The 25,509-nt window shown below is 43.7% G+C and carries 19 protein-coding genes and 1 pseudogene; 7 read left to right on the top strand and 13 right to left on the bottom strand.

Features of this window, described 5'->3' with window-relative positions:
* Positions 1–249: 249 nt before the first annotated feature.
* Entirely contained in the window at positions 250–1,392 is a 1,143-nt protein-coding gene (locus QUB39_RS23570; protein ID WP_333211163.1) for a hypothetical protein, read from the top strand.
* A 357-nt stretch (positions 1,393–1,749) separates the two neighbouring features.
* Here QUB39_RS23570 and QUB39_RS23565 read toward each other — a convergent pair whose 3' ends face one another.
* From QUB39_RS23565 to QUB39_RS23545, 5 genes are all read right to left on the bottom strand, one after another.
* Positions 1,750–3,084: a hypothetical protein gene (locus tag QUB39_RS23565; protein WP_333211161.1), complete on the bottom strand. Its 1,335-nt coding sequence runs from the start codon at positions 3,082–3,084 to the stop codon at positions 1,750–1,752.
* A 15-nt stretch (positions 3,085–3,099) separates the two neighbouring features.
* On the bottom strand, positions 3,100–3,648 hold the full coding sequence (locus QUB39_RS23560) for a hypothetical protein (protein ID WP_333211159.1): 549 nt from the start codon (positions 3,646–3,648) through the stop codon (positions 3,100–3,102).
* A gap of 38 nt (positions 3,649–3,686) precedes the next feature.
* Entirely contained in the window at positions 3,687–6,194 is a 2,508-nt protein-coding gene (locus QUB39_RS23555) for a dynamin family protein (protein ID WP_333211157.1), read from the bottom strand.
* A gap of 396 nt (positions 6,195–6,590) precedes the next feature.
* Entirely contained in the window at positions 6,591–7,775 is a 1,185-nt protein-coding gene (locus QUB39_RS23550) for an aspartate aminotransferase (RefSeq protein ID WP_333057279.1), read from the bottom strand.
* A 99-nt stretch (positions 7,776–7,874) separates the two neighbouring features.
* A complete protein-coding gene (locus QUB39_RS23545; protein ID WP_333057278.1) occupies positions 7,875–9,020 on the bottom strand; it encodes an iron-containing alcohol dehydrogenase family protein in 1,146 nt (381 codons plus the stop codon).
* 201 nt (positions 9,021–9,221) lie between these two features.
* Between QUB39_RS23545 and QUB39_RS23540 the strand changes: the two genes are divergently transcribed.
* Both QUB39_RS23540 and QUB39_RS23535 read left to right on the top strand, forming a co-directional pair.
* Complete coding sequence (locus tag QUB39_RS23540) at positions 9,222–9,680, top strand: DUF29 domain-containing protein (protein ID WP_333057277.1); 459 nt, start codon at positions 9,222–9,224, stop codon at positions 9,678–9,680.
* Positions 9,681–9,777: 97 nt separating this feature from the next.
* Positions 9,778–10,221, top strand: a complete 444-nt coding sequence (locus QUB39_RS23535; RefSeq protein WP_333485176.1) for a DUF29 domain-containing protein — start codon at positions 9,778–9,780, stop codon at positions 10,219–10,221.
* Here the strand turns inward: QUB39_RS23535 and QUB39_RS23530 are convergent.
* The 4 genes from QUB39_RS23530 to QUB39_RS23515 form a co-directional block, all read right to left on the bottom strand.
* Positions 10,158–10,556 (bottom strand): DUF2281 domain-containing protein, encoded by a 399-nt coding sequence (locus QUB39_RS23530; protein WP_333485175.1) that lies wholly within the window; start codon positions 10,554–10,556, stop codon positions 10,158–10,160. The genes QUB39_RS23535 and QUB39_RS23530 overlap by 64 nt on opposite strands.
* A gap of 105 nt (positions 10,557–10,661) precedes the next feature.
* Complete coding sequence (locus tag QUB39_RS23525) at positions 10,662–12,776, bottom strand: WD40 domain-containing protein (RefSeq protein WP_333485174.1); 2,115 nt, start codon at positions 12,774–12,776, stop codon at positions 10,662–10,664.
* A 104-nt stretch (positions 12,777–12,880) separates the two neighbouring features.
* The gene (locus QUB39_RS23520; protein ID WP_333485173.1) at positions 12,881–14,566 is read right to left on the bottom strand and encodes a DNA repair helicase XPB; all 1,686 of its coding nucleotides are present in this window, start codon (positions 14,564–14,566) and stop codon (positions 12,881–12,883) included.
* A 390-nt stretch (positions 14,567–14,956) separates the two neighbouring features.
* The gene (locus QUB39_RS23515) at positions 14,957–16,822 is read right to left on the bottom strand and encodes a hypothetical protein (protein ID WP_333485172.1); all 1,866 of its coding nucleotides are present in this window, start codon (positions 16,820–16,822) and stop codon (positions 14,957–14,959) included.
* Between the two features lie 523 nt (positions 16,823–17,345).
* Here QUB39_RS23515 and QUB39_RS23510 point away from each other — a divergent pair.
* Both QUB39_RS23510 and QUB39_RS23505 read left to right on the top strand, forming a co-directional pair.
* Complete coding sequence (locus QUB39_RS23510) at positions 17,346–18,770, top strand: aspartate ammonia-lyase (RefSeq protein ID WP_333211168.1); 1,425 nt, start codon at positions 17,346–17,348, stop codon at positions 18,768–18,770.
* Positions 18,771–18,943: 173 nt separating this feature from the next.
* Complete coding sequence (locus tag QUB39_RS23505) at positions 18,944–19,270, top strand: hypothetical protein (RefSeq protein WP_333057269.1); 327 nt, start codon at positions 18,944–18,946, stop codon at positions 19,268–19,270.
* Positions 19,271–20,135: 865 nt separating this feature from the next.
* Here QUB39_RS23505 and QUB39_RS23500 read toward each other — a convergent pair.
* Positions 20,136–20,468 (bottom strand): annotated as a pseudogene (locus QUB39_RS23500) (transposase); the annotation flags it as partial.
* A gap of 1,125 nt (positions 20,469–21,593) precedes the next feature.
* Here QUB39_RS23500 and QUB39_RS23495 point away from each other — a divergent pair.
* Positions 21,594–21,863 carry a glycosyltransferase gene (locus QUB39_RS23495; protein ID WP_333057268.1) on the top strand — a complete coding sequence of 90 codons (270 nt, stop codon included), beginning with the start codon at positions 21,594–21,596 and terminating at the stop codon, positions 21,861–21,863.
* 23 nt (positions 21,864–21,886) lie between these two features.
* A complete protein-coding gene (locus tag QUB39_RS23490) occupies positions 21,887–22,225 on the top strand; it encodes a hypothetical protein (protein WP_333057267.1) in 339 nt (112 codons plus the stop codon).
* Positions 22,226–22,395: 170 nt separating this feature from the next.
* Here the strand turns inward: QUB39_RS23490 and QUB39_RS23485 are convergent, their stop codons facing one another.
* The 3 genes from QUB39_RS23485 to QUB39_RS23475 form a co-directional block, all read right to left on the bottom strand.
* A complete protein-coding gene (locus tag QUB39_RS23485; protein ID WP_006635781.1) occupies positions 22,396–22,749 on the bottom strand; it encodes a DUF1257 domain-containing protein in 354 nt (117 codons plus the stop codon).
* Between the two features lie 130 nt (positions 22,750–22,879).
* Positions 22,880–24,400, bottom strand: a complete 1,521-nt coding sequence (gene ycf46, locus QUB39_RS23480) for a stress-responsive protein Ycf46 (protein WP_333057291.1) — start codon at positions 24,398–24,400, stop codon at positions 22,880–22,882.
* A gap of 107 nt (positions 24,401–24,507) precedes the next feature.
* Positions 24,508–24,858 carry a hypothetical protein gene (locus tag QUB39_RS23475; RefSeq protein ID WP_006635783.1) on the bottom strand — a complete coding sequence of 117 codons (351 nt, stop codon included), beginning with the start codon at positions 24,856–24,858 and terminating at the stop codon, positions 24,508–24,510.
* Positions 24,859–25,509 lie beyond the last annotated feature (651 nt).

Raw genomic sequence — 25,509 nt, 5'->3', positions numbered from 1 at the left:
TCTTGCCATTGATAGCATCAATAAACTACAATAAACTACATGAAAAATTAGTCGGATTTAATTGTATCATATTTTGGGTAAAAGTTAAGATGCGTTTACCCTGTCTCACAAACCAGCCCCGACGGGGATATTATGGTTAATCGATCGGACATGATATCATTGGCTGCGGAATGAAGACTAAAGACTAATAACTAAGCCGGAAATCTCAAATCTCAAATCTAAAATCTAAAATTAAGTAGGTGGGCTGGCATGGCTGGAGGTATTTATCTGATTCAGGACGACGACAGGCTGGTAGAAATGATGGAACAGCCCTACGACTCGGAAGACCAGTTACAAGACTTGCTAGTAACTTATCCTAATTTGATCGCGGGAGACCAAATCGATCGGGCGACGGCGCGCAGATGGCTGTTAATTTCGCGGGAAGCTGCACCCAGCGATGAGGAAACAGCGGTGCAGTGGTCGCTGGATCATTTGTTTCTCGACCAAAATGCAGTTCCTACTTTGGTGGATGTCCGGCGAACTCCTAATGCCGAACTGCGACAAAAAGTTTTGGGCCAGTCGATCGACTATGCTGCTAATGCGTTGTTTTACTGGCCGATTGATTCAATAATTTCTCTGTTTGAAGCTAATTGTCGCGATCGGGGTCGCGATCCAGAACAGGTTTTTGAAGAGTTTCTTGGCGCGGATGCTAATGAAGACAGATTTTGGCAGAAGGTTAAAACTAATTTGCAAGCGGGTAAAGTTCGCTTAGTGTTTGTAGCTGACGAGATTTCCGCTGAAATGCGCCGAGTTGTGGAATTTCTCAACGAACAAATGGACCCGGTTGAAGTTTTGGCCCTGGAAATTAAGCAGTATGTAAGTGAAGACGGTTTGAAAACGCTGGTTCCCAGAGTCATCGGTCAGACAGCGGAAGCACAGCAGAAAAAATCCAGCGCAACGCGCGAAAGAAGGCGCTGGGATGAATCTTCATTTTTTGCGGAAATCAAAGCTAGACGAGGCGCGGACGAGGCGCAAATGGCAAAAGCTATTTACCTGTGGGCAAAAACTCAAGAACCCGAAGTTCAAATCCACTGGGGAACGGGGGATGCCTACGGCGGTTTCGCCGCTCAATTGCCTCAAAAGGGCAGAAAACCCTATCAGTTATTCACTGTAGATATTGCTGGCAGAATGGAGATTTCGGCTCATAATTATGGTTCTCAGCCGCCATTTAATGCGGAACAAAATTGGCTGGAATTGAGAAGTAAGCTGAGTTCGATCGGTCTGTCGCTGCCTACAGAACCGGGCGAGAGAAGGTCGCCGAGTCTGGCTTTGTTTACTTTGCAAGACGAATCTGCCCTCAAGCAAGTTATGGAAACTTTTGATTGGGTGATTGAGCAAATTAAAACGTTATAGTTACACTCAGAGATGAGAGAAACGGAGGACACGGCAGTGCCATTTCCCTACCCCCATTAATTGTAGGGAAACGGCACTGCCCATTAGTGTCAACAAACACGTAAAACCGATAGTCCGGCAAGGGTTGAAACCCCTGCCTCAAAGCTAAAGTCCTCTCAAAGAGGACTAATGAGTTTTTCAGTCCTCTTTGAGAGGACTTTCGCTATTAGACAGGGAATTCATTCCCTGGCGGAGTGCTGGGTGGGCGGGATGACTGGCGCACAAAAAGCTTAAGTTGACACTTATGGGCCCTGCCGTGTCCTGATTGTGGGTAATATTAATTCCGAGGCTACCGGATTTGATATGACGCACCCTACCCTATGTGCTGGGTAGTATGTATATGCCTGGTTCAGTGTCTGGCCCAGGCAGAATTTCACGGCTGCTTTTAACACCTTTACTTTCGCACAGATTTGCAAACGATTCTAAACCTTCTAATCTTGCTGAAAGTTCACTCAACCCATCCAAATATTCAGCTACAGCAATTTGGCGATGTGTCCATGTTTGATCAAATTTAGCAGAACTATAGGACATTTCAAACTCTACATCAACATGAGTTTTTTTGCCTCTGATTTGGTCAGGAGATAAAGGGCGATCGCTTGGTGATATTTCCGTAATTCGTTCTACTCGTTCTGAGGCAATATGGTTTTTAAACCGAGAATTAGTAAAGCGATAAGCAGTAGATAGATAAGTGTTTTCATCATTGATTAGTGCCTTACCCCATCTTTCCGCGACTTGTTTAAATAGGGGGATTTGTAAGGCCAGTAATTCTTTAGCTTCTTGATGTTTCCCTATTTCTAAGAGAAGATTGGCTTCTGTTGCTATGGCTACAGCCCAACCTTGAATAGAAACATCAGCATTAAGCATAATTTCAGCATCTAATTCTGGGGAAGCTTGCATTGCTTGATTACTGAGAAACAACCGTGCTTTGGAAGCTGTTTTAATGGCCGCTCTCGGTGATTCATCAGGAAAACGAGAACGATCCTCAAGTTCAGCTTTTAAAGCAGCTATTTCTTGAATTAGCATGGCTTGATGAAGGTTGGAAATAGCTTTCGCGAGGCTTTTTTGCTTTTGGTGGCTGTCTTCTACCAATAAATACAGGTATGCCAATTGTCCAGAGATAATATCTAAGCCATTATCAACCCGATTTAACCTATATTCAACTCGATTAAATCCTTCTTCCATGCGATTATCAATCCGATTTAAGCCAGCTTCAACACGGTTAAAGCCTTCTTCCATTGACTGTTGAATATGACCTAAAGTTTTTTGTACTTGGTGCAGTTTATAGCCCATATAGGCAAAGCCAGCAATACTGACACCAAGGTTTAAAACACTTGCGCCCGCAGCAATTTGGCTTAGCCCCATCACTGAGGATAAGGTTTTTTCAATACCGATTAATTTACGCTCTACACCTATTAATTTATGATAGTTAAGCCCATGACCAATAACATCAATTCCTGCCAAAATGGGAGAAAATGGAACAGTCATCAGTTTGCTAGTCAGTCCGGGAGTTTCGGCTAAATGGCGGACAATTTGACCACCATTTACAGTTCCCGCAGCCCATCTAATAACGCTTCCATAGCGTTGCATTGAGCCATCGAGTAAACCCTTGATAATTTCGGGATTGTTAACTAACAGAGTGGTATCAATCAGCATTTTACTTTCTCCTGTTTAGCGATTATAAACTTCAAGGTTTTCATAAGCTTCTATTTGCAATCTATCTGACAGTTTAACCTCACCTGCTAAATCAGCTAATTTACGAAAAGCATCATATCTATCGAGTTGATTGACATTAGGCTTAAATCCTTCGTCATCTTGCTTGAGTTTAATCTCAACCAAGTAAATGTTATATTCTGATTCTGCTCCTTTGCCGACTGAATACTCAGTGATATCAGGTATTTTATGAGAAAGTTCAGTTTCAGATCCTAGCCATAAATATCTAGTAATTTGGTAAAGTAGTTCTCCGTCACTAACATCAATATGCTTTTTGTCTTTTAGCGATTCAAGGAACTCTACTTGTGAGGCAGAAATAACTAAAATTAAAACCTGTTTAGTATTTTCCTGAACTAGAGGAATTTCAACTGGCGTAGATGGAGAATTACTAACAGATTCTCTAGGTTCTTTATGACTTGGCAGTTGTGATTGTTCATCTTCTTGCTTCTTGAGACAAAGTGCTACTGCTGATCCTACTAGCCCTAAAACAATTAATAAAACTTCCATTTTTCAACTCCTGAATTTCATTAGGTTTAAAACTTGCTTCACTGACGAAAAATCTCTTGTAACTTTTCACAATCTGCTGTTGCATGATCTTTTTTAACTTCAAACTCACGCCAAAACTGTTTTTCTTGCTCAAAATTGCCCTCAATAATACTTGATTGTTGCTGCAAAGCACGTTCAGCTAGATTGGTAATCTCATCAACGGATTCTTTAAAGATATCGCTAACATAATCTAACCGTTGGAGAATCCACTCACGCAAAATATCCCACAAACTCCCTTTCTCTTTCTCAATTCCACTTGACCATTGTTTTGCCATTAAGCCTGGAGACGGAAGGAAAAGTTCGATGTATTCAACATCTTGGGTAATATCACGAGTTACTGCTTCTTGGTAAGTACGAGTTACAGGTCGTGTTTTTGTTCTCGTTTTTGTTGTTTTCAAGCAAGACCCTTCCTGATAAGATTCTTCATACTTCTCCTCTTCTGTTTTGGTGCGTGTTTCGTCTTCTGTTTTTTGTCCCACTACTTCTGTTTTTTTAGAACGGTTTTGTTTGATATTATTATCTGGAAATTCAAAAAATTTTTCTGGTAAAATTAGCACGTTCTGAGCTAACTTTTTGCGTAAATTACTGATGGCGGCTTTTTCAAAATTAATCGAAGAAAAATTCCCCTCGGTCAGAAAAAGTTTTAGTTTCTTAATTTCTTCATCAACTAATGATTCTAAAGCTTGTTCAAACTGTTTTGCTTTTGATTGTAGAACAAACTCGGCCCTTGCAGAGATAGCTTCTCTCATCGTGTGATATAACAAGCGCACATAGCGTTCATCATGTTCAAGTTCTTTTTTCCCCTTATCATCATCAGCCCGTATACGCTTAACTAAGTATTCTGACTCTGAAGAAAATTTAGTGAGTCTTCGACTAACATTATCATAGGCTTTAGAAATATCATCAGCTAATGGGGGGGATGTCACTTCCCCTAATTTATCTCTGAGTTCAAAAGGTCCTTGATTATTTTTAAAAGCATCAAGAACAGGAACAATTAAAACTTTAATTAAATCTCCTTCTACTTCTCGAACAGCATCATAAATCGGCTCAAATCCCTTACGCCCTTTTTTTACAGCATCTTGTACAAGTTGATCGTTAGTCGTAGGGTTGTTTTTCTTAAGCTTTTCGATGAATTCCTTAATTTCTCCATTAAATTCTTTGCCAATTGTTTTTATGTTTTCATGTAAATTTTGACGACTTTTAGCAATGTTATCTCTTTCTTGCTTAACCTGCTTTTGATTGTAAATTTTTCTGCTTTGAATCAGAATATCGAGATATTTGGCCAAAGCATCGTAATTATGGAATACTTCCAACAATGCAGGAAGTATTACCAATTCAGCAAATGATTCTTGAACCCGCACACGGAAACGATCCCAAAGTTCTCTACCTCCACTCCATTCTAAAGAATAGTGGAGAATTTGCCGCATGGTTTCATCATCAATAGCCTCATTGTCTTCTACCCGATCTTCAATATCGCGAAACCAATTCTTTAAATCGCGGTTCTCCTTAGTATTTAATTTAATAACTCCTGCACAGTCTTGAAACATAGCTTTAAGGAGTTTTAACCGTATCTCCTGACTCATCACTGACGGTTCGTTAAAAGCTCCTGAACCCCAAGCACACTGAGCATAATATAAAAGACGAGCATTAAAAGGCAGAACATCAGGAAGTTCTGGAAGCGATAAGACCTCTTTAATTTCTTCTCTTAACTTATCAATCCGCTCTGATAGGGGTAAATCATCGGCTCCTCGGTTATCGACCCGATTTAAGATAAAAATCATCGAATCTGTGCGACCTTGTAGATATTCGACAACTTTCTTTAATTCTTCTAATAAGCGTTTTCTGTGCTCATCATCTACCTGCATATAGTCTAAAGCCACTAAACTAAAAGCTTTATTAACTTGCTTTTGGATAGTTGCTAAGTTAGCCCGGTCTTGAACTGATTTCAATCCCGGTAAATCAATCAATTCAACTCCGATTCCGTTGGGTAAACCTAGCAAAGAAGCATCACAAGCAGGTAAAAGAGGAACATGAGCGGTTATTTGTGGCGCAACATACTCACGCTTTTTCCGCGCCGCGTGATAGGAGTGCATCACGGTGCTAATTCGCTGGTATAAATCCTCATCACTTAAGCCTGTCCATTCACCAGCATCCCAAGCAGGATCTTCCGTTTCTGCAATCATTAATCTCTGTTCTTGAGAATGTTTGATGGTTAATACACCCCCACTCATTTCTCCGGCTTCAATCGGTGCGATTTTTCGACCAATCAGCGCGTTAACAATCGTTGACTTTCCAGAGGAAGTTGTGCCCAGAGTAGCAATCCGAAAACTAGGATTTTCTAGGCGTTGGACGGCTTCTTGATAAACAGTTAAAAAATCCTGTAGGCAAGATTGAATCCCCGAATCAGCAAAAACATCCGGGGACGAGTTGACTAAGCTAGAGACTGAGTTGCCTAATTCTTGTAAAAGGTTGCGCGTGTTGTTTAACTTAGATTCAATTAGGGGCATAGCAAAAATGCTTTCTTAATGATCTTGGTTAAGTATAACTAAGGAGACACGGCATCGCACCTCGTACATCCACGGATGTTTTAAAGCTTGCCACAAAATAAAGAGTCACTCTTAAATCAACTTGTAGAGTGCCTCGGAGATTGATTATTTCGATTTCAACAGGTTTCTTTCTGCTCCGGGGCACCCTACGCACTAAGCTGTCCCGCATCTTGCGTTATATTTTTCGGGCGGGCGGGACACCCTACAATAATTTCATCAAACTTGACTGTACAATTTATATGCGCCTGAGCTTGTTAATCTCATTATTATGTTTAGGGGATAATGGGTGTCATCCTCAACATAATAATGAGTTGATGCAGAGTGAGCGACCGATCGCCAATTACCAATGACCAATGACTATTGATAGCGAATGTTTGCTTGTTTTAAGCGCCGCAGGGCTTCTCCCAGTCGATCGCAATCTGCAATTAAACTAATTCTCACATATCCTTCGCCGCCCGGCCCAAAAGCATTGCCAGGAGTCACCACAACACCCGTTTGCTGCAAAACATTCAGGGCAAAATCAGTCGAACTCATGCCCGGAGTGCAGGGAACCCAAAGATACATTGCAGCCAGAGGTTTAGGAATATTCCACCCTAATTCTGCCAATCCTTCCACCATGAAATCCCGGCGAGTCCTGTAACGATTCTGCACTTCGTGCAAGTAACTATCCGGCAATTGCAGTGCTGTTTCTGCTGCTGTTTGCAAAGCGGAAAATATACCGTAATCTAGGTTAGTTTTTAATGTCCGCAAACCTTGAATAATTTTGCTATTTCCTACTACAAAACCGACGCGCCAGCCGGCCATATTGTAGGTTTTGGACATGGTGTGAAATTCCACCCCGATTTCTTTACCGCCGGGAATTTCTAATAAACTTGTCGGTTGATAGCCGTCAAAGGCTAATTCCGCATAACACAAGTCGTGAACCAGCAAGATTTGATGTTTGTGTGCGAAAGCAACAATATCTTTGTAAAATTCGCGGGGTGCAGTTGCTCCAGTCGGATTACTGGGATAATTGAAATAGAGTATTTTGGCTTGTTCGGCTACGCTGTCGGGAATGTCGGCTAAGTCAATTACCCAGTCGTTTTCTGGTTTGAGGATGATGTTGTGAACTTTTGCACCGGCGATGATTGGGCCGCGAAATAATACGGGATAAGCAGGACTTGGTACTAATATTACGTCCCCTGGATTGATATAGGCGATCGCAAAATGTGCTAAACCTTCTTTAGAACCCAACAAAGGCAATGCTTCGCTTTCTGGATCGAGTTCAACGTTGTAGCGGCGGCTGTACCATTTAGTAATTGTACGGCGGAAACTGGCAGTTCCTTCAAAGGGTGGATAGCCGTGATTTGCAGAATTTTGGATGGCTGCGACAGCCGCTTCTACTACTGGTTGAGGAGTCGCCCCGTCGGGGTTTCCCATTCCTAAGTCTATTAAATCGAGTCCTTGTTCGCGGGCGCGGGCTTTGAGTTCGTCGAGACGGGCAAATACGTAGGGCGGTAGTTTTTGCAACCTGTCAGCAGGGGTAATCCAATCCAAGGTCATTTATTTTTTGTCAGTTGTCAGTTTTCCTGGTTTGTAGTAAGGACTTTCGTCCTTGCTAGCACAGCCTTTTCAGGACTTTAGTCCTTACTACAAACTGTTTTAATTCTTAATCTTTAATTCTCCCACAGGTGCGGTGGTAGAAACCATCGCTGCCATTAATTGTTGGGGAACAACTTTAAAAGGCAGTCGGTGGATGTCGGAATTGGGATTGCAGGCTATGTCGGCGGCGCGCTGCAATTCTGTGATGGTAATGTCTCCGAGTCCGAGGTTGTCTAAAGTTTGGGGCAATCCAATCTCGGCGTAGAATTTTAGCAGTTGCTGTCTGGCGCTAGCGGCGAGTTGATTGTTTTGCAGCATTTCTTCTAGTCGCAGTTGTACTAAAATGCCATAGGCGACTTTTTCGCCGTGCAATGTGCCGTGACTTGCTAATAGATGAGTTAGGCCGTTGTGGACGGCGTGGGCGGCGACGGTGCGACATTGGGCGCCGCCAATTCCGCCGATTACTCCTGCTAGCAATACGGCTGCATCTGTGACTTCTTGCCAGGTTTCGCTACCGGGTTCTTTGAGGGCGGCGGCTGATTTTTGGAATAAAATATCGCGCAGTATTCTAGCTTGTTGAACGGCGGAAATTATCAGGGTTTGTTCAGAGTGTCCGCTGCTGACTGATGCTTCGTACCATTTGGCGATCGCATCTCCAATTCCTGCTACTAATGTCCGCTGCGGTGCGGTTTGAATCAAACCGTAATCGAGTATTAATAAGTCTGGACATCTGGCTAATGTGACATCGTATTGGAATGCACCTTGTTCTGAATAAATGTTAGAAAGGGCTGTCCAAGCGGCACAGGTGGCTGCTGATGTGGGTATGGTGACGATCGGGATTTTGCACTGATGGGCGACGAGTTTGGCTGCGTCTAAGGCTTTGCCGCCGCCAACTCCGATGATGAAGTCGGCTTGATGGGTTTTGGCTGCTTCGCGGAGGGTTTCGAGGCTGGTTTCGCTGCAATCCTTGCCGTATGCTGTTTCGGCGGATTTTAACTGCTGCTGTTCGAGGACTGGTTGCAGGTAGGGTTGGGCGGCGGCGAGGGAGTTGCTGCCGCCGACGATTAGCGGCCGCTTTCCGAAACGGGCGATCGCATCTCCGGCTTGTGCGATCGCCGATCGACCTCGCAATACACAGGCGGGAGCAATTGTCAAGGAATAAATTGCTGGTGCGGTGGCGGTTTTGGTGCTTTGGGTTTGAGTCATCGAACCACTGGATAAGTGACGAGAAGGTTGACGCTTTGCAGGATTGCTGGATTTTCTAGGATAACTCTAATCTATGCGAATATGGTAAGTTTTATAAAGTTTTTATTAAGTATTGTTGGGCTGTTGGGGGGTGGGAGAACCCAGTTGAGGGGCGATCGCTATGATAAATTTAGGAATATAAGCAATTTCAAGGATAGGGCAATGCTGACTAAACAAGATTGGGACTGGTTAGCAGTGTGTTCTCATTATCAAACGGCTGTCACAGTCCAGACACTTCTCAAAGAAGGAAAATCTATGGAAGCAACGGCAGGTTTAGAATCTTTAATTGAAGCAATGGGAAGAACCGAAAAACGAGCATTAAAAAGCCAGTTAATTCGTTTAATGCTTCATATTATTAAATGGAAATCTCAACCTCAAAAACAAACTACTAGCTGGGCTATTAGCATTCTATCCGCACGCCGAGAAATAGAAGATATTCAGGAAGAAGTTCCTAGTTTAAATCGTGAATTTATTGCATCTATTTGGGATAAATGTTTTCAAGCAGCCGTGAAAGAGGCTAACACCGAAATGAGGAAAGTTGAATGTCAATTGACTTCCCTTTCTTGGTCAGAAGTTTTTGAGGAGGAATATACTTTATCTGATAACGATGAAGAAAATTAAAGTTTAGATCGATACGAAATCTGGATTCAACCGCCGATTGCCATAACTATTGATTTATGATAAATTTAGGAATATAAGCAATTTCAAGGATAGGGCAATGCTGACTAAACAAGATTGGGACTGGTTAGCAGTGTGTTCTCATTATCAAACGGCTGTCACAGTCCAGACACTTCTCAAAGAAGGAAAATCTATGGAAGCAACGGCAGGTTTAGAATCCTTAATTGAAGCAATGGGAAGAACCGAAAAACGAGCATTAAAAAGCCAGTTAATTCGTTTAATGCTTCATGTTATTAAATGGAAAAATCAACCTGAAAAACGAACAGCTAGCTGGGCTATTAGTATTCGTTCGGCGCGGCGAGAGATTGAAGAAAGTCAAGAAGAAATGCCTAGTTTAAATCGTGATTTTATTGAGTCTATCTGGGAGAAATGTTTTCAAGTTGCGGTGAAAGATGCCGAGGATGAAATGGGTAAAAAATGTCAATTAACCTCACTTGCTTGGTCGGAAGTTTTTGAGGATGAATATAGTTTTGAGAGTTTTTGAATTCTGTCATCCTCCCAGTCTTCGCCATCGAGTGCCGAAAACTCGGTTAATTCAGGATATGTCAAAAAATCTTCGGCTGTAGCAGGTATAAATGGTGCTAGTATTTTATGGCGTTCTGCTATTGGCAGGCTAGCAATTTCTCTAAGTGATAGCTTGAGAGTAGGTTCGGTTGTTGACGAACTGTTAGACTCAGAACTTTCGCTGGGTAAGTGCTTTTTTTGTTCCGCTTTTTGCACCAGGAATTGTGCAAAGTCGAGCACTTCTTGTTGTTTTTCCGCTGGCAACTGTCGCAGATTCTCTAAGACTGCTTGCTCAAAATTAATTGTTTCTGACATTTGAATTACCTTCCCTAAGCGTTTATCGGTTTATTTCTCACGCAGTCAAGTTTTGTAGTTCCATGTTTGCAAATCGCGCCCTAATTTTCATCTTTCCCTCTTACTTCACCCATCACACCGCCAAATCTTGATACTGCCATCATTACTGCCACTAACCAGAGTGTGCCCATCCGGGCTAAAACTGACCGAATTAACCTGGGCTGAATGCCCTGTGAGAGTGTGAATTTCCTGTGTTTTCAGATTCCAAAGCTTGATAGTGTTGTCTCCACTACCACTAGCAATAATTTGTCCATCCGGGCTGATGACCACGGAAAAAACCGACTGTGAATGCCCTGTGAGAGTGTGAGTTAGCTCTCCGGTTTTCAGAGGCCAAAGCTTGATATTGTTGTCTCCACCACCACTAGCAATAAATTGTCCATCCGGGCTGATGACAACGGAAAAAACCGACTGTGAATGGCCTGTGAGAGTGCGAAATCCCTGTCTGGTTTTCAGATTCCAAACCTTGATAGTATTGTCATAACTGCCACTAACCAGAGTGTTTCCATCCGGGCTGATAGCGACAGACCAAAGCGAGTATGAATGTCCAGTGAGAGTGCGAATTTCCTGCCCGTTTTTCAGATTCCACAGTTTGATACTATTGTCTTGACTGCCACTAGCAAGAGTTTCTCCATCTGGACTAAAAGCAAGAGACCGAATTAAACTTGAGTGACCCTTGAGAGTGGTAATCTCTTGTCCAGTTTCTAGATTCCACAGCTTAATTGTTCTGTCATAACTTCCAGTAGCTAAAATTTTTCCATGAGGGTTAATAGCAACGCAATAAACCGCAACTGAATGCCCAGAGAAAGTACGAATCACCTCTCCTGTATGCAAATTCCAAAGTTTGCTGCAATTTCCACTGCTGTTACTAGCAAAAGTCTTGCCATCTGGACTAATAACTACGCAATCAACAGATGGCATACCTACGCCATTAAGAGTTTTTACACATTTGAAGGAGTGAGTTTTTCTAAGAATTTTTTCTTCTATTTGTTGTGGGCTTTTTACTTCACATTTGGCAGCTTCTTCTATTTGTTGTTGGCGTTTTGCTTCAGCTTTGGCAGCCTCTTGAGATTGACGTTCCGCTTCTACTTGCTCAATCAGCTTTTTCAACTCCTGTTCATACTGTTCTCCCTGTCGCCGCTGAATATCCTGAAGAATATCAAAATAAGGTTTTACCCATTCTTCTGCTAATCCATATTCAGCCAATTCATCTTTTAAATTAAATAACAAAGGTTCATAGCTAGGGTCAATATTGAGATAATACAAATCCGCTAAAAATCCAGCCAGTAACTTGTGAATCGCTACAATCAACTGCCGAATCAGGCGGAGGGCTTTTTTCTCACTTACCCCAGATGCTAAAAGTGCATCTTTTGCCTCTTCCCAGTCAAAAACTTTGGTAGAAAACAGGGAGACTTCTTGATTATTCAGGAATCCCCAAAAGCCGACGCGAAAAGTTACCGCATAGTCGCTGATATCGCTATATAAAATTGTAGTAGGAACCGGAGATAAAATTCGCTGCAAGCGTTCCACATCAATATCACCAATCGACTCAGTGAAATAGTCGCTATAAAACTTAACTGGGCGTAAGACATCCTGTTGAGGATAATGCTGTCTGAGAAAATCTCCCACACTTCTCATCTCAATTGGCAAATCTTCACAGAATGTTTCCGGGCATCGCTTGCTAATTTTGGGCGGTGATAGTAAGATTAAGAGGCGGTGTTGCTGCTGAAGTAAAATCTGCTTAGTTTCTTCTCGATTCAACTTAGAAAACCAAGTATCTTTATCCCAAATTGTTTGAATTTCAGCCAGCTTGACCTGAATATCCTTTGCTTGCAATTCCCGCATCAAATCCCGCTGCAAGGCTGCCAACTTCAGTCTGTCTCGCTGTTCCTGTTCCTGTAACTCAATGCGACGCGCTGTTTGTGCTACTGTTAGCTTTAACAATTCCCGATCTCTGGTATCTTTCGCCTTCGCGTATTCCAGCATTTCTTGAGAATAACGCTGTTTTGCTCGCTCTATCTCAGTCGAATCAGATGAGTTATTGGGAGCGGGAATCAGAATATCTCGGTACTTTTGAGAGTTATTGCCGAAGGCTTCTCCTAGTTTGTAGCCGATATTTCGGGCGATGGGTGAGAGCACTTCTGAGATGTAGGGAGCGATAGCGGCGAAGATTGTTGGAAGCATAAATGTGGGTGAGGATGCGGTTATTAATAGTGTAGCAACTTGTTGGATGAAAAAGGCAACTACAAGCGCGTTAATATTGTAAGAGGTCTATTATGCAAGGCTGACTAAACATCTTTTTGAACTTCTATGCGATAGTTGTAGCCCTGTTCAGTCAGAAACAGTTGGCGGTGTCGGGCAAAATCTTCCTCGCAAGTTTGTAGCGATACTAATGTATAAAAACTCGCAGTATGTCCGTCGGGTTTGGGGCGGAGAATTCGTCCGAGGCGCTGGGCTTCTTCTTGGCGAGAACCATACTTTCCCGATACTTGAATCAACACATCGGCATCGGGTAAATCGACGGCAAAATTGCCCACGCGAGATAGAATTAATCCGGGAATTTCTTTGTGACGGAATGCTTCGTATAACCGATCGCGATCTGCCTGTTTTGTCTTCCCCGTAATCAGAGGCAATTCGGTAATTTTGGCGATCGCATCCAACTGTTCGAGATACTCACCAATAATTAAAATACGGTGTCCCGCCTCCTTTTGCAACAAACTTTGTACCACATCCAACTTACCCGGATTTTCCGCAGCAATCCGAAACTGATTGCGGCGGGGCGCTAGGGCATATTCCATTTTTTCCGCCTCATTTTGGGCGACACGGATTTCCGTACAATTCGCAGTCGCAATAAATCCCTGTCCTTCCAATTCGCGCCAAGGTACGTCATAGCGCTTGGGCCCAATCAATGTGAAAACATCGCCTTCTTTCCCGTCTTCGCGAATCAATGTCGCAGTTAAACCTAACCTGCGTCGTGCTTGCAATTCAGCGGTGATCCGAAATATCGGTGCAGGTAATAGATGGACTTCATCATAAATAATCAGTCCCCACGATTGGGCGTTAAACAACTCGAAATGCGGGAATTCATCATCTTTATTCGATCGATAACTTAGCATTTGGTAAGTCGATAGGGTGACAGCAGCCGTCTGTTTGGTGACACTGCTGTACTCAGCGATCGCATCCTCAGTTAAACTCGTTTTGTCTAATATTTCCCTGCGCCACTGGTGCACTGAAGTCAAACTGCTGGTGAGGATGAGTGTCTTTTGCTTTACCAAACTCATCGCTAACATCCCGACTATGGTTTTACCAGCCCCGCACGGTAGGACGATCGTCCCACTTCCACCTTTTACCTCCCCGTCCTGATAGAATGCCTCTGCTGCTTCTTGTTGATAAGCACGCAAATTAAAGGGCAAGTCCGCTAAAGTACGATCGCGCAAAGAAATCCCTAATTCGGCACCCTCAACATATCCAGCCAAATCTTCTGCCGGATAGCCCACCGCTAGTAAAGCTTGCTTGAGTACGCCGCGATTCCCGGCATCGACTTGAAAGCAAAGATCCGAGATGCGCTTGCCCAACATTGGTTTAACGCGATCGTCCCGTACCAGCAATTCCGCTAGGGGCAAATCGGCAATTCGCAGTTGTAAATCCGGGCTAGCCGCATCGATTCTTTCAATTACAGTTAATCCATATCGCGTCCCCAACAGTTCAATTTCCTGCGCTACGGACTCAGGAATGGCATACTTGGCATATTTTCGCAAAGCTGCGATCGCGTCTTCAACTGGCATTCCCGCCGCCCGCGCATTCCAAACACTGAGGGGCGTAATGCGATAGGTGTGGATGTGTTCGGGACTTTTGATTAATTCGGCAAAAGGGGCGATCGCTTCTCGCGCCTGTTGTGCTGTGGGGGCGTGAACTTCTAGTAAGATCGATCGATCGCTTTGCACGATCAAAGCATTTTCGGGAACATAATTCATAGGTTGTTGCGATCGCAGATAAAAGGCAGATAAAAGGCAGATAAACGCAGATAATTTTAATTGGTTGTATAGCAATCCTTGCAGGAGTCATAAATTTTTTACCCCACCCCAACCCTCCCCTTGGTAAGGGGAGGGAGTAAGAAACTCACAAATGATTTAGGATTGCTATAGATACTTGTAGCGGTGAAGGAGTCGGGCGATAATCTGAGTAATAATTTCAGAATTTGTATCCGACTGCTGCATCCTGGCGCAAGTGCGATCGATACCACCGGACACAATCTTATACCAATTTAAAAAAAGAATGCAACAGTATTCTTGTTCCCCCCGCAATGCAGCGGGGGGGCTAGGGGGGGTCAAAGAGTGTTGCACGATTTTAGAGAAATGGTATTACTATTTATCCCGCTGGGGTAAGACGTAGCCGACTTGCCGCAGGGCGTTGCGAAACTTAGTTTCCTGGAATAATGGAACTGCTAAAGTGCGATCGCCCGCTAGCTGACAGAATTTTTTGGTACGGGAATCATTGGCAATCAACACTGCTAAATGGGCGTTAGCACATTCGATTAACTTGACAGTTCCTGCATCTTGCAAACTATTCGATCGTTCTGTAACATCCGTCAGAAATTGCTGTACAGTTTCGGGTAGCGGTTCGATACTTCTTGTCTCTAAAACTTCTTTAAATTCTGCTAGCGGGTATCCGGCTTCAATGGCGGTAAATAGCTTTTGTCGATCGAGTTGCCAGACGACATCTGAAACTTTTTTAGCATAGAGATCGAGGACGATCGCATCTGATGTCGCGATGCCTTCTCCTGCTACAACAATATCTAAATTGGGCAGTACGCGGAGTGTTTGACGGAACTCAATTGCTGGCGGGGTGTAATTCTGAGTCAATCCCAAACAGTAAGCCCCCAAAGCTGTCATGCGAAAAGAAATTAAGCCGTCGTAGCGGCTGAGAAATCTCAAATCGTCCGTTCCCCAAAGATCGTCAAAGTCGCTGGGGATGAGGGACGGATCGGCATAGGCAACATCAATTATTCCCAGGGTAGCAACATATTCAAACAACAGGCAGCGCATATATCTTTCTTGCAGAATATGCCAATCGTGACTGCCCGAATATCCTAAGTTACCATACCCAAATTCAGAAATATAGAGATTGTCGGGATCGCGCGTTACTTCAAACCGATTCCCAGTTGCCAACATATACCTGCTAAATTCGCTAAACAGAACCCATTTACCGACAGGACATTCTGCTAGCCTTGAGGCGATCGCCTCTCTCCGCCCCGCCACCGCTGTCATGCCCCGCGCGCCCTTGCCGGTTTGTCCTTTAATCGCATCAATGCGGCGAAATTCATCAAAAGTGTTTGTTTTTAACCAGCGCTTCCATGCTGTCTGTAATCCTTTGGCAGGTGATTCTTGCAAAGCTTTCTGTCCCGCTTTGGTCAAAGCTAGCTTTTTGCCCGATAGTTCGGCGAATTTGCTTGCTTGGGCGATCGCTGCCCAAGCAAAGGATTTGATGTTACCAACCTCGTAGAATATATCGCCCTTTTCCAAGGTAGCTTGGCGCTGTTCGTCGTTATAAAAATCACCCCCTTGCAATACAGCGGCGATCGCTTTCAAAGTTGCGGCACCAGGTAATGCGGTTTTATCACTAACTGCAACTTTGCCCGACTGAATCAGACGCAAAACTGCTTCCAAATCCTTTGGGGCTGCCCGTTCCATTTCAAAAATTGTCAAGGGAAGTTCGTACTCGGATACCTCTATTTTAGATGTACGAAAGTTCTGTTTTTCTACACGAACCATAAAATTATCTGGCAGTACATCGCCAACCAGATTTAAGGAAGTTGCTTGAGGTTTTGGCACAAACTTCAGCAATTTTTCTTCAAGATCGTAGGGTATCGCAGTGCCGTAGAAGAACAAGCATAGTAGGGATGGTTCTCGGTTGTATCCATAGCGATCGCTTGTTCCCCAGTTTGGTTGTTGTCCGTATTTCGCCACAAATACATCCGCATCATAGCCACCACCTGACCCGTGTATAACTTCCGCTACGGCCGCTTTTTGCAAATCGTCTAATTGCGCCCAAACTTGCTTAAGTTTTTCTCCCTGCATTTGCTGTTTAATCCCAGCAACCAGGTCAGCTTTGCGGGTTAATTTACGATCGCCCGACAACAGTGCATTCAGCTTTTTTAAATCTTCAACAATTATTCCTTCCAGTGCCTCTTGGAGGGTAGGAACATCATCTATGGTTTGGTAACGCGGCATAATTTTTGGCAATTCGCCTGCTGCAAAATTGTTTGTGCTACCAAATATAACAACTTTCCCCGATTTGTAATTTGAATTTTTGTGACAAAAATTCAAATTCTGGTTTAATATTTATTTTTAAGCACGCAAATTTATCTGCTCAAGTACAGAAGGAGGCGTTCTAAACAACTCGGAATTACACAACTATTCTTGCACACTTTTAGGTAAATAATCTTAATTTAAGATTTGAGATTTGAGATTTAACTCGGAGTGTGAGATAATTATTTACAATCGTGAGCGAAAGCATCCAGGATACAAGCCCCCGGATTCATCCGTGGAGAAATAAAAAACCTGTATCCGATAAACTTGCCCCCCCAGTTTATCCGTGGGGTCAATGCTTCAATTCTTTAATCGAAAATCGAAAATCGAAAATCGAAAATCGATTGACTTGTATTTTACTGAGTCCGCCGACGCGGTAAAACAGCAGTGGCAGTCAGCATTCTTAAAAAAAATCCCAATTCCTAATTCTCACAAACCAGACGATATGACTCAAAAGCCAACCGCAACCTATCGCACCGAAAGCGACTCGATGGGAGACAAACAAATCCCATCTAATGTCTATTATGGCATCCAAACTCTAAGGGCTATTGAAAATTTCCCGATTAGCGGCATTAAGCCTTTATCAACATACGTTGATGCTTGTGTTTTAATTAAAAAAGCAACGGCGATCGCCAATGGTGAACTAGGCTGCATTCCCCAAGACATCAGTCAAGCAATTGTCCAAGCAGCAGATGAAATCCTAGCTGGCAAATTGCGCGATCAATTTGTAGTTGATGTCTACCAAGCCGGCGCCGGAACTTCTCACCACATGAACGTTAATGAAGTTCTTTCAAATCGCGCTTTGGAAATTATGGGCGATGAAAAAGGCAATTACAAGCGCGTTAGTCCTAACGATCATGTAAACTACGGTCAATCGACAAATGATGTGATTCCGACGGCGATTCGGATTGGCGGATTGTTGGCGTTAGAAAAAACTCTGTTTCCGGCTTTGTCGGATGCCGTAGTCGCCCTAGAAAACAAAGCCGAAGAATTCAAAGATATTGTTAAATCCGGCCGCACTCACCTGCAAGATGCTGTGCCGGTTCGACTCGGCGACACCTTCGGCGCTTGGGCGCAAATTCTGAAAGAACATACCTTGAGAATTGACAGGGCATCCGATGATTTGACATCCCTGGGATTGGGGGGAAGTGCGGCAGGAACCGGGTTAAATACTCATCCTGAATACTGTCAAAAAGTTGCTGAAATTCTCTCCGAATTAATTGACCACCCCCTGAAACCAGCAAAGCATTTAATGGCTGCTATGCAGAGTATGGCACCGTTTGTAAATGTCTCCGGTGCACTGCGAAATCTCGCTCAGGATTGCGTTAAAATGTCCCATGACTTGCGTTTGATGGACTCCGGGCCGAAAACGGGTTTGAAAGAAATTCAACTGCCTCCTGTGCAACCGGGTTCGTCAATTATGCCGGGAAAATACAACCCTGTGATGGCAGAAATGACATCGATGGTTTGTTTTCAAGTTATGGGTTACGATAGCGCGATCGCCCTTGCCGCCCAAGCGGGACAATTAGAATTGAACGTGATGATGCCCCTGATTGCCTACAATCTCATTCACAGCATCGAAATTTTGGGCAATACCATCAGCGCTTTGACTACACAATGCCTCGCCAAAATTGAAGCTAAGGGCGATCGATGTCTCGCCTACGCAGAAGGCAGTCTCGCCCTCGTTACCGCCCTCAACACTCACATCGGCTATCTCAACGCCGCCGCTGTCGCCAAAGAATCTCTAGAAACCGGCAAATCTTTGCGGCAAATTGTGCTAGAAAGGGGTTTAATGAGTGCAGAAGACTTGGCAAAAGTTCTAGATTTAGAGAAAATGAGTGCGATGCCAACATCTTCTGCTAACGTATAGGCGATCGCAGGAATCAGCTATAAACTAGAAGGCTGAACTCGATTTAATTCTGCCTTCAGTCTTCTGAGTTCTGCCTCAGCCCTGTCACAGGTTAAAGTTAAACAATTCAGAATTCAAATTTTTTAGATTTAATTCTGATTTTTTTTATAGTCTAAAGTTGGGGAGCAAAATTTATGCGCGCCGGTTCTTTTGCCAAATTAACTCAAGATAAAGAGAACACAACTCAAGTGACATTTCATTATGTGGAAGGTCAGGCTGAAACTTTCACTATTCCGATACCTGCACAAGAACTACAAGAAGAACTGCTGAATTTGTTAAATCAACCTTGGTTGACTTTCCATTTAGCCGATCAAACGGTTTTTATCTGCACAGCCAGGGTGGTAAAAGTAGAAGTAAAACCTGCTATCCCTGAACTGCAAGGTCAAGGAATATTCTCTAACTCGCTGCGAGTTAGTACCATGCAGCGGGCTGCATCTGGTAGATTGCCGATGAATAGTTAGGGTTCATTTGTATTGAGATGATTCTTGATAACGCAGGCGCATATCACCCTGGTTAGGGTGTTCCGTGCCTGCGTTACATTGAGCTTAAGCTGAAGTGCATTGGGAGCATCTCAATGAAAGCAGGCCTCCGCTAGAAATTGGAGTTTTGAGGCAGGAGTTTTGAGGCAGGAGGGAAGAGGGAAGAGGAAGAAGGAAGGACCCAGAAGAAGTGTTTTTACAAATATGAGATGCTCCCAGTGCATTTAAATTGTATAGTCAAATTTAAAAAAAGTCTTGTGGGGAGTAGGGTTTGGCACTCTTAGCCCGCCCCAAAAATACAATTTAGATGCCCAACAGCTTAGACCTATTGTAAAATAATTTTATGATATAATGAAACATTTTGCTTGAGTTAATTGAATCCCAACTCGTAACTTATTTTCACTCTTGTCTTGCCATAGACAGGATAAGATGCTAGAAAGTTCTGTTGTCATTACACAATAAGTAAATCACGAAAAATCAATCTTATATAAATTTGCAATCTTGTCAATTTCCACGTTGATTTGGTATCAACATTCAAACCCTCAAAGCAATAGTTAACGCCAAGGGTGAACTTTGCTGTAGAAAATAATAAAGACAGAAGAGGACTTCGCACCATCCTAACTCTCGAAGAAGATGTCTTAGTCGCCTTGGAATATTGGCAACAATATCGAACATATTTTGGTATTTTTTTTTGTAAAGGACAGAGAAAAACAATCGATATTGTTATGCAATCCCCATTTTTTTTCTGACTTGTTGGTTATATTCGTGGATGACGTTCCAGATTGCCCCGATCTGATTTTATAGCTTTTTCGAGAATGATAATGTTTTTCTCACTAATATCAATTCACTATGAACCTGCACTTAATATAGCTTCAAGGATATAGTCCCAACCACAGAGAGATAAAACTTCTTCATTCGTGAGAGATTTGATAATTATATCTACCTGTTCTTTGAGTTTATCTAAACTCGAATAATTTTCCCACTTGAGGTCTTTTTTTGTATGTTCCCACAATCTTTCAATCGGATTCAATTCAGGACTATAGGCAGGTAAATATATTGGCATTACATGGTCATGCCAGTCTAATAAGAGAGCTTTATGAAAGCTACCATTATCCATGATAATTAGATTGAAATAGTCTGAGTATTTTTCAGCAAATTTATGTAAAAACTCTTGAAAGCAGTTGTGATTGAGCTGAGAAAATTATTGATAATATAGTTCACCTGTTATGGCTATACAACTCCATACACATAGAATTTTCCTCGCTTCCATTGCTTTTTTCCGACTGGTTTTATCCCCTTCAATGTAATCATCATGCCCTGCATAGTAATCAATCCAAATCTACTCTCGTCCTGACACCATATCCTTACAGGCTGTCCTGTTCCGAAATATTTAATCATTACTTTGATAATCTCCCACAGTTTTTTTTTTAAAAGTTTGTCTGTGCAACTTCGTTCACCTTATTGCTTTGGGGTCTTGGGACGAGAGAGGTAATATTTTAATTTATAATGAACTAGGTCATGTACGACTTTATAGCTCACTTTGATTCCGCATTCTTTTTCTAGCCATATCTGTAATTTGCCATAACTTGTTTCCCCCTCTGGCTCTTGCAGTTTTTTGATTAATTTTTATCTAACTTCGGGCGGTATATGTGGAGTCTTACCGGGAGCTTTTTTTTACTGTGAGTAATGAGGTAATTCCACCTTATTTGTAAGCTCTTAACCAACGATATATTGTTGATTCGTCTCGATCGGTGCATCGTGGCTAATTCTTCTCTTGTTTTGATTTTTTTGGTGGCAATTCAGTATAATAGCAGTAATTTTTCTTTACTTACTGCGGTTATAGCCCGTTCGAGTCGATGCTCTAGTTCCTCAACCGTTTCCGGGATTTCTACCTTAAATTTGTTGCCCATATTGCATCTCCTCTACTTTTAGCCTACATGAGCGTGTACCTTCATAGTGAATTGGTATTAATACAAAGCGGTATAATTATAACGTGATTAAGAATAACCATCCACGTGTTGAAATAATTTAATAAGGTGAAACTCCTTTCTTTGGTTCGTCTCAGCTTGACTGTAGCCTGACCAAACAAGCAATAGTGAATTATTGAGCGTACCTATCTGGCGTTGTGATGGACTCTGAAAGCATAAACAAACAAACAAAATATACGCAAGGCTTGGATTTGTGCAATCGCTGAGTGGGTAGAGGTGCATTGATAACGCCTTTGAAAGTCCCTTTGTGGTCTTAATCAAGAATCCCCCCGATTCATCGGTGGGGAGTATCAAATTTCCCCCCTCAATCCGCCTATGTGCCAGTTGAGAGTGCCGAATGTGGGTTGGAAATCATCGGTGATGGGCAAATCCGAGGGGAACTCGAAGCTCAAACAGCTCGCTTAGGCATCGACAGCAGCGTTGTATTTAGTGGCTGGCTGTCTCAGGGGGAGTGCGCCCTCAAAATGCAACAAGCTCATGCAATGGTTTTCCCCAGTGTGCGGGAATGCGGCCCGGCAGTGGTGATGGAGGCAATGGCAGTGGGCTTGCCCGTCATAGCAACGAACTGGGGCGGCCCGGCAGATTAGGAATGAGAATTAAATAACTTACAATGCGTGATGGTTCTTGTGGGATGGGCTCTTATAGCCCGTCCAGAAAGGGCGGGCTATCAGCCCATCCCCTACTCCCCACTTTCAAGAGTGTAAATTATTTAATTCGCGATCCTTATCTGAATTCCACTTGCGGTATTTTAGTAGAACCCGCTTCCAGAGAAGGCTTTGTCAAGGGACTGACAGATGCGATGCTCAAGCTCGCTCAGTCACCAGAATTGCGGCAGAGTATGGGTTGTGCGGGACGGGAACGAGTCCGGCAGCCTTTTGATTGGGAACGCAAAGTCGATCGAATACTTGAAATTTCTCAACAAACGATCGACGATTGTCCTAAGCATTAGGAAGCCGACCATTAAAGGATAAAGCAGCAGCTTTCAGGTTGAAAGCTGCTGCTTGGGAGTGCTAAAAAAGTATGTGGCGGCCCAAAGACCCCCCTCTACCTCCTAGCGATCTAAAAACGGGTTAACCCGTTTGTTTGGTTAACCCGCGAGCTTGGAAATATGCAGTTCAATTAGTTTTGCACTACCAGCTTAACGTTGGCATTTTGCAAACCGCGCTGCTTGACTGCTGCCAAGGTCTTGTTGACTGCGTACTTCTGGTTGATGGAGTTGATTAACTCAGTTTGATTGTGCTTTTTGGCGACGCCCCAGAGGTCGGCAATCAGGTCAAAAGAACCATCGCTATTGCGAGACCAACCCAGGTCATATTCGCCTTCCAGAATCGCCACGATGTCGGAGCGAACGCGCTGACCGTTATAGCCACGAACATCAGCTTCTGACTTGACTGAAATGCCCAAGTCGCGCAGGGAAGCTTTCAGGATTTCGGCATCGGTGATTTTGGTACGCAGTGTGCTAAAGTGAGACATTGGATTTCCTCCTAATAAAACTGAGAGAGAAACAACAACGGTCTGGATTTAACGGTGCCGCTTGGCGGCTCTTGAATCGAACTGCTAGCTGTTGCTAGCCTTTGCTCCTGTTTGGACCAGGAGAAAGCTTTTAAAATTCCATTCGCTGATATTCAGCGACGGAAGACGCAGCGGGCCGTGCACGCTGTCTAGCCCAATCTCGCAGGGCGGTGACCTGTTCGGTCATTGTTTTAGACAGTGGCATTGTGGATTTAATGGCCGCGATGATGTCTAGCTGCGTAAACTCTCGATCTTGAGCGAAGGCTTCGTACATTGCGGCTACTAGCGCTTGCTCAATCTCTGCACCTGAAAAGCCCTCGGAAACATTGGAAAGTTGCTCTAAATCGAAGCGAGTAATTTCCCGACGGCGCTTTGACAGGTGAATCTTAAATATATCTTGGCGTTCTTCTTTGGTAGGCAGATCAACAAAGAAGAGTTCGTCGAATCTGCCTTTCCTCAAGAATTCTCCCGGCAACCGCTCGATTCGGTTGGCTGTTGCCATTACGAAGACTGGGGAAGTCTTTTCTTGCATCCAAGTGAGGAACGAACCGAAAATCCGGCTGGAGGTGCCTCCGTCTGAGTCGGCCGAACCAGTGCCTCCTGCAAACGCTTTGTCTAGTTCGTCGATGAAGAGGAGGGCTGGAGAGATGGATTCTGCGGTTTTGAGGGCATTGCGGAGGTTGGCTTCCGATCGACCCACCATCGAGCCGTCGTAGACTCTACCCATATCTAGCCTCAGCAGGGGCAGTCCCCAGAGGCGGGAGGTGGTCTTGGCAATCAGCGATTTCCCGCATCCCGGTACGCCGAGAATTAACATCCCTTTTGGTTGGGGCAGACCGTATTCTCTCGCCCTTTCTGTAAAGGCGTTGGAACGCTGTCTCAGCCACCGCTTCAGCTCTTCTAAGCCGCCGACTGCATCCAGGGTTTCGTCTTCTTCAATGAACTCTAGAATGCCGTTGCGCCGAATTAATTGCTTTTTCTCCGAAAGAACTATGTCTACTTCTTCTTCTGTGAGGCGCCCAGTCGAAACTTGAGCTTTGCGATAAACTTTTTCAGCTTCGTCCTTGGTCAATCCCAAGGCTGCTTTTAAAAGTTTTTCTCGCCCTTCTGTGGTAATGCGTCGCGATTTCGTTTGTTCCAACTGACCAGACAATACTTGGTTTAGTTCCTTCATGTCTGGCAACGCGAAGTCTAATACCACTACTTCCTTTTCTAGCTCGATCGGAATTTGCTGCAAAGGAGACATCAGTATAATTGTCTTTTGCGTTCCTTTGAAGTGGGCGATCGCATCGCGCAACCACCTCGTTACCGGAGGAGAATCTATAAAAGGATGCAAATCTTTGAAAATGTAGATGCTAGCGTTACTGTTGGGTTCTCGCTGCCTGATCACCCATTCAATTGCTGCCTCTGGCGAGACGGTGTTGTGTTGGGTGGTGGTGCGGGGTTGACCATACTCCACAATGCCGTGAGTTACAGTCCAGATAAATACTCGTCGCTGTGGTTTTGCTTGAGCTATTGTCGAAATTGCTTGCTCACACCGCTCTTCCTCGGATGTCACGAGGTAGATCAGAGGATATTGAGCTTGGATTAGAATACTGATCTCTTCTTGCATATTCCTCGACCCACTAGAGACGGTGCTATCTTTGCTGAATCTCAATGCTGCCATTAGCCCTCTTACTGAAATGTTCAGTTTTAGCTTTTTGGGGAAGCAAGGCATTCTTAGCAGGGAACCAATTCTTCCTCTCCCGGTTTTGCCGTGCTGGCACTGACGCCCGACACCTGCTTTACTGGAAGATCCTGTTCAGCCAATACGCTCGGCTGACTTGTTACGGATGCCAGTTCTCCATCTCGCATTACTACTGAACCCGTGCATTCTGGACAGTTGTATACCCGATGGGTTTGTCCGTAGGAGGCTTCTACTTCGTCAACCAGTTCGGGATTTCCTAGGTAGAAGACAATTGCCCTTTCTGCAATTGATGACATCGGTTCAGTTTCGACTGCGGCTCGGATTTTGAGCTGGCGATGCAGTTCTGGTGGAAGATACAATGTAACTTTTTGCTTTTCTTGCATAGGACAGTGAATTGACTTACCCGGGTATGTATATCAGATTAGCCGCTTAATTCTTTGCTGTCAAGCCTCTATGCTGCTTTAGCGTCATCTTGTAATATTTCGTTACATTTGAGGTAACTCTGGGGCTGTTAACAACGAAAAAGTTAGGGGTGTAGCTGATGAGGCCGAGGTGCAGCGGCAGGTATGGGTAGCGTCAAGGACGATCGACCAACTATAAATATGAACAATAGATATATAGGAGTAGGGCCAACAAATTCTTTGAGTCGCCATCTGGGGTAAGGTGCGCCATCAGTGCCCAGCCCGCTCATGAGTGCGCCGTCATTACTGACAAGTTAAGCTAAAACCCACATTCCGCAGATGTGATGATATTACTGGTATTTTTCAAAAATCAAAGCCATCAAACTTTTTTTAGTCTAACTTTTTTAACTTTAATTTATATTTTTTATGAAAATTAAGTAGTCAAGCAAAATTAATTACATAATTATCTCCAAATTCTTTAACAATAGTCCGGACAGTTTTTGGAACTATACTACAAGCTTACGCGGGGCAAGGAGCATAAAAAAGTCGAATTAAATGTAAGTCAGGGGTGGAGCTGACATTGATTTAATTATCCACAGTGGCTCAAAGTCAAGCGAGCATAAGCCATTGGGC

The organism is Microcoleus sp. AT8-B5 (assembly GCF_036705565.1).
Taxonomy (GTDB): Bacteria; Cyanobacteriota; Cyanobacteriia; order Cyanobacteriales; family Microcoleaceae; genus Microcoleus.
Note: the sequence above shows the minus strand (reverse complement) of the source record. Positions and strands in the feature narration are given on the sequence as shown.

Bases quoted from the DNA above. Each gene is read 5' to 3' on its own strand.
- QUB39_RS23565 (WP_333211161.1), bottom strand. From the start codon at position 3,084: ATGCTGATTGATACCACTCTGTTAGTTAACAATCCCGAAATTATCAAG.
- QUB39_RS23555 (WP_333211157.1), bottom strand. From the start codon at position 6,194: ATGCCCCTAATTGAATCTAAGTTAAACAACACGCGCAACCTTTTACAA.
- QUB39_RS23515 (WP_333485172.1), bottom strand. From the start codon at position 16,822: ATGCCGCGTTACCAAACCATAGATGATGTTCCTACCCTCCAAGAGGCA.
- QUB39_RS23560 (WP_333211159.1), bottom strand. From the start codon at position 3,648: ATGGAAGTTTTATTAATTGTTTTAGGGCTAGTAGGATCAGCAGTAGCA.
- QUB39_RS23530 (WP_333485175.1), bottom strand. From the start codon at position 10,556: ATGTCAGAAACAATTAATTTTGAGCAAGCAGTCTTAGAGAATCTGCGA.
- QUB39_RS23520 (WP_333485173.1), bottom strand. From the start codon at position 14,566: ATGAATTATGTTCCCGAAAATGCTTTGATCGTGCAAAGCGATCGATCG.
- QUB39_RS23545 (WP_333057278.1), bottom strand. From the start codon at position 9,020: ATGACTCAAACCCAAAGCACCAAAACCGCCACCGCACCAGCAATTTAT.
- QUB39_RS23570 (WP_333211163.1), top strand. From the start codon at position 250: ATGGCTGGAGGTATTTATCTGATTCAGGACGACGACAGGCTGGTAGAA.
- QUB39_RS23525 (WP_333485174.1), bottom strand. From the start codon at position 12,776: ATGCTTCCAACAATCTTCGCCGCTATCGCTCCCTACATCTCAGAAGTG.
- QUB39_RS23485 (WP_006635781.1), bottom strand. From the start codon at position 22,749: ATGTCTCACTTTAGCACACTGCGTACCAAAATCACCGATGCCGAAATC.
- QUB39_RS23510 (WP_333211168.1), top strand. From the start codon at position 17,346: ATGACTCAAAAGCCAACCGCAACCTATCGCACCGAAAGCGACTCGATG.
- QUB39_RS23550 (WP_333057279.1), bottom strand. From the start codon at position 7,775: ATGACCTTGGATTGGATTACCCCTGCTGACAGGTTGCAAAAACTACCG.
- QUB39_RS23475 (WP_006635783.1), bottom strand. From the start codon at position 24,858: ATGCAAGAAAAGCAAAAAGTTACATTGTATCTTCCACCAGAACTGCAT.
- ycf46 (WP_333057291.1), bottom strand. From the start codon at position 24,400: ATGCAAGAAGAGATCAGTATTCTAATCCAAGCTCAATATCCTCTGATC.
- QUB39_RS23540 (WP_333057277.1), top strand. From the start codon at position 9,222: ATGCTGACTAAACAAGATTGGGACTGGTTAGCAGTGTGTTCTCATTAT.
- QUB39_RS23505 (WP_333057269.1), top strand. From the start codon at position 18,944: ATGCGCGCCGGTTCTTTTGCCAAATTAACTCAAGATAAAGAGAACACA.
- QUB39_RS23535 (WP_333485176.1), top strand. From the start codon at position 9,778: ATGCTGACTAAACAAGATTGGGACTGGTTAGCAGTGTGTTCTCATTAT.
- QUB39_RS23490 (WP_333057267.1), top strand. From the start codon at position 21,887: ATGCGTGATGGTTCTTGTGGGATGGGCTCTTATAGCCCGTCCAGAAAG.